We start from the raw sequence: 6,511 nt of genomic DNA on the forward strand, positions 1-6,511 counted from the left end.
ACAAGCGAAAGGCCGTGACCGGAAGATCGGTCACGGCCTCTGGGACGTTGGCCAGGGCGCGCGCCCCGGTCCCCGTCGTGGTGTTCCGGGGGCGCCCTGTGCCTCACAGACAACCGCACGTACCTGAACGGATCCTGAACCCATCCCCAAGGTTGGCCAAGGACCGTTCAATCGGGGGTCAAGGGCAGCAGGATCCGGAAGACGGCGCCCTCGCCGGGGGCCGACTCGACCTCCACCTTCCCGTCGTGCGCGGCCACGAGCGCGGCGACGATCGCCAGGCCGAGCCCGGTGCCGCCGTCCTTGCCGGTACGGCCAATCGCGGTTCGCGCCGGGTCGACGCGATAGAAGCGTTCGAAGACCCGTTCAGCCTGCTCGGGTGAGAGCCCCGGCCCCTCGTCTGCGACCTCGCACACCACCGCGGGCTGCCCGTACAGGCTCCCCGACAGCAGCCGCACCTCGACCGGGGTGTCGTCCGGGGTATGGGTGAGCGCGTTGGTCAGCAGGTTGCCGAGCACCTGGCGCAGCCGCGGCTCGTCCCCGAGCACCTGGTAGGCGATGCCGTCCCGGACGGACAGCTCGACCGGACGATCCGGGGCGACGACCTTGGCCTCCTGCACCGCGTCCGCCGCGACGGCGAGGATGTCCACCGGGCGCCGCTCGACCGGGCGTTGCTGGTCCAGCCTGGCCAGCAGCAGCAGGTCCTCGACCAGCAGGCCCATCCGGGCGGCGGCGTCCTCGATGCGGCCGATCAACCGGTCGAGTTCCTCAGGCGAACGTGCCGCACCCTGCCGGTAGAACTCCGCGAAACCGCGGATCGCGGTCAGCGGCGTTCGCAGTTCGTGGCTCGCGTCCGCGACGAACCGGCGCATGCGTTCCTCGGAACGCCGCGCGCTCTCCTCCGACCAGCGCGCCGCCGCCTCGGACTCCGCCCGCGCCCCGAACGCTGCCTCGATCTGGGCGAGCATGCTGTTGAGCGAACGGCCGAGCCGGCCCACCTCGGTGCCGGGGTCCCCGTCGGGCACGCGCCGGGAGAGGTCTCCGGCCGCGATGGCCCCGGCCGTCTCCTCGATCGCCTTGAGCGGCCGCAGGCTGATCCGTACCACCCAGACACCCAGCACGGTCAGGCCGGCGACCACGGTCAAGCCCACGATCACGTCGATGGTGATGAGCTGGCCGACCGTCCGCTGCATCTCGTCCAGGCTCAGCCCGAGGACCAGGGTGCCGCCGCCCGGCAACGACTCGGCCAAAACGCGCCACTGGGTACGACCCTTGGTGCCGTGCACGGTGAACGGCGTGCTGGTGCGAGTGGTCACCTTGGCGGGCAGCTTCGGCGCGGCGTCGGGCTGGTCGGACGCGGGAGCCGGCGGCATGGCCCGCCCGTCCGGGGTGTAGACCTGTGTGTAAATCTGGCTCGGCACCCGGATGGTGAAGCTCGGGGCCGGGCCGTTCAGCTGCCTGACGACCTGTTCCGCAACACGGTCCGCCGTCGTGCGCAACTGATCGTCCGCCCGGTCGAGCAGGTAGTCGCGGAGCACCCAGACGCCGGCCACACCCATCACGGTCAGGCCGACGATGACCAGCACCAGCGTCCCCGAGATCAGCTTGACGCTCATCGGGGTGCGCCCCGGAATCGACCGCAACCCGGCCACGAACCCCGGCCGTGGTGAGTCCGCGCTCGGCGTGGCCGGTGCCTGCGTCGGACCCCCTGGCACGCCCGGCCCTCCTGGAACGCCCCCCGGTCCTCCTGTCACGTCCGACCTCGCAACGCCCAGCCCTCGCACGTCCGACCTCGTAACACCCGGCCCCGGCACGCCATGTCCAAGCACGTCCGGTCCTGGCACGCCATGCCCTATGACGTCCGGTCCTGGCTTTGGCACATCAGCCCATCTGGGCTCTGGGCCAGGCGCGCTCGTTCCCCCGGTGCGTGCCATCAGCTTGGATTCGGCGGCAAGCGGAGAATGTAGCCGACCCCGCGCAAGGTGTGGATGAGCCGCGGCTCCATGTTGTCGACCTTGCGTCGCAGTGCCGACACATAGGACTCGACGATCCCTGCGTCGCCGCGGAAGTCGTAGTTCCAGACGTGGTCGAGGATCTGGGCCTTGGACAACACCCGGCCCGCGTTCGCCATGAAGTAGCGCAGCAGTTTGAATTCGGTGGGCGAGAGCTGGATGGGCCGTCCGTTCCGCCAGACCTCGTGGCTGTCCTCGTCCAGCTCGATGTCGGCGAAGACCATGCGCGGCGACGGCTCTGCTGCGCCACCTCCGACGCGGCGGAGGACGGCGCGGATGCGGGCGACGACCTCCTCCAAGCTGAACGGCTTGGTGACATAGTCGTCGCCGCCGATCGTGAGTCCCTTGATCCGGTCCTGGAGGGCGTCGCGGGCGGTGAGGAAGAGCACCGGTGTGTGCGTTCCCCCCGAACGGAGCCGCCGGACGACGTCGAAGCCGTCGATGTCGGGCAACATCACGTCCAGCACGATCAGGTCCGGACGGTGACGCTGGGCGGCCTGCACCGCGTCCGCCCCGTTGGTGGCCGTGACCACCGCGAAGCCGGTGAAACGCAGGCTCCCGGCCAGGAGCTCCAGAATGTTGGGCTCATCCTCGACGACGAGCAGAAGCGCCTCCGGCGCCTTGCCGCCCGTCTCGCCGTTCAGCCCGGCGTTCAGCGACTGCTCAGCCAATGCCACGTTCCCCCTCCACCATCATCCCAGAGGCTTTCAAAGGAACCTGAAAGGATCCTGAACGTCCGCCGAGAGTTGGATGAGACCGCAACCAGGCGCTATCGGCCCAGGTCTGCGGCTTGGCTCAGCCGAGGTAGGCGGCTTGGCTCAGCCCAGGGCTGCGGCTTGGCTCAGCCAAAGTATTCGATGAATGGGGTGCTCTTGTTCTGCCCGGCCGCGGCTCCGACACCGGCGATCCCGGGGGTGCCGGGCCGGTGGTCGAGATCGCCGCCCTGGACCTTGCCGGTCTTGCGGGCCGGGCCGTACAGGGTGCGCCATGCCGAGCCGTTGTAGTGCAGGTACTGGGACCTGTTGCCGTTGGTCACGGGGATGATGACCACTCCGGACCTGCCGTCCGACGACATGGCGAGCCCGGCGGCGTTCCAGGGGGTGTTGATGGTCGTCCAGGACTTGCCGTTCCAGCGCATCAGCGCGTTCGGCAGCTGCGCGGTCTGGCTGACCCGGTCCAGATACACGTTGGTGGGCGAGGCCACGACGATCCGGTGCATGACGGCTCGGTAGGCGGGGGTGCCCATCGAGCCGGGAACGTTGATGCGCTTCCAGGACTTGCCGTTCCAGCGCAGCATGAACGCGGTGACCCCGATGCCGTCGGAGGTCGTTCCGGCAAGCCAGACGTCGTTCTTGCTGCGCACCTCGACCGCGGTGACGCTGCTGCTCGGCGGGAGCGGCACGTTGATCTTGATCCAAGCCTTGCCGTTCCAGCGCAGCACCGAGCTCAGGCCGCCAGCCGAGGAGTCGATCCCCGCCAGGGAGTAGGCCGTGCCGTCACGAGAGGCTGCGACCTGGAACGGCATCCCGACCACGGGGTAGGAGACCTTGCTCCATTTGGTGCCGTTCCAATAGAGGCCCACGGTGCGGTCGCTCAGGTTGAAGCCGACGATCCAGGCGCGCTTCGCACCGGCGGCCGCCACGTCGGTCGGCACGAATCCGACCGGGCTCGCCTGCCGGATCCAGGCCTTGCCGTTCCAGCGAACGATCATGGTCTTGGGGTTGAGGATCGAGCCCTGGGCTCCGATGGCCCAGCCGGCGCCCTTGTCCGCGAAGTCAACCCGGTCCAGGGTGCCGTTGTAGCTGAGCGCCTTGCTGCCGACGTTCCGCCAGGAGGCGGCCTCCGCCGGCGTCGCGATCGCGATCGCCCCCGCGCCGCAGACGACCGCCGTGGTCGCGGCGAGCACCGCTTTCGTTCGCATGTGTCCACTCCAAGATCAAGTCGAGGCGGGACAAAAGAGTACGGGAACGGTTACCTCCGGGTAAGTCCTCTTTATCCCTGGCCGCATCAGGCCTCCGCGTAAACCTGAAGACGCCCGGGCCAGAGGGCTCCGGGCGTCCGTCGTTCAGGTGCTGCTGTCGTTCTACGGGTGCTGTCGTTCAGGTGCTGCGGGGTGGGCTATTCGCCCTTCCAGACGGGCTTGCGCTTCTCGGCGAAGGCCGCCGGGCCCTCCTGGGCGTCCTTGGAGACGAACACCGGGATGGTGATCTCGCCCTGCTTCTTGAAGGCCTCGTCGGACGCCCAGTCGGCCGACTCGACGATGACCTTCTTGGTGGCGGCGAGCGCCAGCGGGGCGTTCTCGGCGACCTTCAGCGCCAGCTCCTTGGCCGCGGCCAGCGCCTCACCCGGCTCAGCGAGCCGGTTGACGAAGCCGAGCTCGGCCATCCGCTCCGCCGGGTACTTGTCGCCGGTGAGGGCGATCTCCATGGCGATGTGGAACGGGATGCGCTGTGGCAGCCGCAGCAGACCGCCACCCGCCGCGACCAGGCCGCGCTTGGGCTCTGGCAGCCCGAACTGGGCCTCCCTGGACGCAACGATCATGTCGCAGGCCAGCGCGATCTCGCACCCGCCGGCCAGGGCGTAACCCTCGATGGCGGCGATGAGCGGCTTGGCGGGCGGCTTCTCGGCGATGCCCGCGAATCCGCGGCCCTCCACGATCGGGTTGTCGCCCGTCAGGAAGCCCTTGAGGTCCATGCCCGCGCAGAACGTGCCGCCCGCACCCGTGAGCACACCGATCGACAGGTCCTTGCGGTCGTCGAGCTCCTCAAGGGCCGCCGCGATGCCCCTGGCCACGGCGCCGTTGACGGCGTTCCTGGCCTCGGGGCGGTTGATCGTGATGATGAGGACGGCGCCGTCCTCCTGGGTGAGAACAGCCTCTGACATTCAGTGCCTCACTTCGGCTGGAAGCGGATGCCACCGTCGAAACGGATGGTCTCACCGTTCATGTAGTCGTTCTCGATCAGGGACTTCACCAGGTGGGCGAACTCCGAGGCCTTGCCCATGCGCTTGGGGAAGGGCACCGGGGCGGACAGCTTGGCCTTGAACGCGTCCGCGGCCTCGCCCTCGCCGTAGATCGGGGTGTCGATGATGCCGGGGCAGATGGTGTTGACCCGGACGCCGATCGCGGCGAGGTCGCGCGCGGCGGGCAGGGTCATGCCGACAATGCCGCCCTTGGAGGCGGAGTAGGCGACCTGGCCGGTCTGGCCCTCCAGGGCCGCGATCGACGCGGTGTTGATGACCACGCCGCGCAGGCCGTCGGCGTCGGCGGGCTCGGTCTTCGCGATCGCCGCGGCGCCGATGCGCATCAGGTTGAAGGTGCCGATCAGGTTGACCTGGATGACCTTCTCGAAGGTCGACAGGTCGTGCGGGCTGCCGTCGCGGCCGACCGTCCGGGAGGCCCAGCCGATGCCGGCGCTGTTGACGACCACCCGCAGCGGCGCACCGGTGTCGACCGCGGCCTGGACGGCGCCCTGCACCGAGGCCTCGTCCGACACATCGGTCTTGACGAACACGCCACCGATCTCGTCGGCGAGGGCCTTGCCCTTCTCCTCGTTCAGGTCGGCGACGACTACCTTGGCGCCGTTGGCGGCGAGCTCGCGGACGGTGGCCTCACCGAGACCGCTCGCGCCACCGGAAACAACGGCGGAAACTCCGTTCAGGTCCATAAGCAGCACCTTACGTGAGGGACCGAATGTGGTTCGGGTGATGTTACCCACAGGTCACAATATGGGGAACGCCCGACCCCCCTGCCTTGACAGGTACCCCACATTCACGTGTGCCTTCATAGGACCGGCGGACAGATCTCAGGCGCGCTTCCGGATCACCGCACTGCCCCGTTCAAGGTCCACCTCGCTGCGTGGCGGCGCCCCGTCGTTCTCCTCGTCACGGAGAATCAGCGAGCTCCGCTTCTCGTCCAGCTGAGACCGCTTGGTCCCTTGGAAGAACGCGCTCAGCTCGTCCACCCCGACCGCAGAGATCCCGCGCCCCTGCTCATCCCGCCGCCAGGGCAGCCGCCACCGCCGGTTAGCCCACAAGCCCATCCGGTCGATCACGGCCAGCATCACCTACCCGAGCACCAATCCAGGAATGGTGAGCATAAGCATCAAACTCAACACCGCATCCGCCACACCCTTCCAACGGCACCACCACACCCCCGGTTCCGAGCCGCGCCCATGAGTCCGCGACCGCGACCGAGGCGCCGTGGCCGAGGCGCACACGTGACACCGAGGCCACGCGGCCCTGGCCATTGGGTGTCGCGTGACCGTGGCCGTGCCCTATGGGGCCGTGGCCGGGGCCCCGCCCGGGGGGCGGTGGCCATGGGGCCGTGGCCGTGGCGCCGTGGCCATGAGGCCGCGTGGCCGGGGCCGGGGCCGTAAGGCCGTGGTGACCAGGCCGCACACGGACGGCGGGGCCGTGGGGTCGGGGCTGTGGGGTCGGGGCTGTGGGGTCGGGGCTGTGGGAGCGCGGCGGGGGGCGGGGGGGGGGGGGGGGGGGGGCGCCGG

Annotated in this window: 6 protein-coding genes; all 6 read right to left on the reverse strand. The window is 69.5% G+C overall.

Annotated elements, in window-relative coordinates; all coding sequences use genetic code 11:
* Positions 1 to 167: 167 nt before the first annotated feature.
* Positions 168 to 1,613 (reverse strand): sensor histidine kinase, encoded by a 1,446-nt coding sequence (locus tag ACH34W_RS36290; protein WP_395965685.1) that lies wholly within the window; start codon positions 1,611 to 1,613, stop codon positions 168 to 170.
* 317 nt (positions 1,614 to 1,930) lie between these two features.
* A complete protein-coding gene (locus ACH34W_RS36295; RefSeq protein WP_395965694.1) occupies positions 1,931 to 2,680 on the reverse strand; it encodes a response regulator transcription factor in 750 nt (249 codons plus the stop codon).
* Between the two features lie 170 nt (positions 2,681 to 2,850).
* Positions 2,851 to 3,930, reverse strand: coding sequence for a hypothetical protein (locus ACH34W_RS36300; RefSeq protein WP_395965686.1), 1,080 nt, complete (start codon positions 3,928 to 3,930; stop codon positions 2,851 to 2,853).
* 197 nt (positions 3,931 to 4,127) lie between these two features.
* Entirely contained in the window at positions 4,128 to 4,892 is a 765-nt protein-coding gene (locus ACH34W_RS36305) for a crotonase/enoyl-CoA hydratase family protein (protein WP_395965687.1), read from the reverse strand.
* Between the two features lie 8 nt (positions 4,893 to 4,900).
* Positions 4,901 to 5,674: an SDR family oxidoreductase gene (locus ACH34W_RS36310; protein WP_395965688.1), complete on the reverse strand. Its 774-nt coding sequence runs from the start codon at positions 5,672 to 5,674 to the stop codon at positions 4,901 to 4,903.
* A gap of 138 nt (positions 5,675 to 5,812) precedes the next feature.
* The gene (locus ACH34W_RS36315; protein WP_395965695.1) at positions 5,813 to 6,070 is read right to left on the reverse strand and encodes a DUF6191 domain-containing protein; all 258 of its coding nucleotides are present in this window, start codon (positions 6,068 to 6,070) and stop codon (positions 5,813 to 5,815) included.
* Positions 6,071 to 6,511 lie beyond the last annotated feature (441 nt).

It is taken from the genome of Actinomadura sp. 6N118 (assembly GCF_044326415.1).
In the GTDB taxonomy this organism is placed as follows: domain Bacteria; phylum Actinomycetota; class Actinomycetes; order Streptosporangiales; family Streptosporangiaceae; genus Spirillospora.

Bases quoted from the DNA above. Each gene is read 5' to 3' on its own strand.
- ACH34W_RS36290 (WP_395965685.1), bottom strand. From the start codon at position 1,613: ATGAGCGTCAAGCTGATCTCGGGGACGCTGGTGCTGGTCATCGTCGGC.
- ACH34W_RS36300 (WP_395965686.1), bottom strand. From the start codon at position 3,930: ATGCGAACGAAAGCGGTGCTCGCCGCGACCACGGCGGTCGTCTGCGGC.
- ACH34W_RS36305 (WP_395965687.1), bottom strand. From the start codon at position 4,892: ATGTCAGAGGCTGTTCTCACCCAGGAGGACGGCGCCGTCCTCATCATC.
- ACH34W_RS36310 (WP_395965688.1), bottom strand. From the start codon at position 5,674: ATGGACCTGAACGGAGTTTCCGCCGTTGTTTCCGGTGGCGCGAGCGGT.
- ACH34W_RS36315 (WP_395965695.1), bottom strand. From the start codon at position 6,070: ATGCTGGCCGTGATCGACCGGATGGGCTTGTGGGCTAACCGGCGGTGG.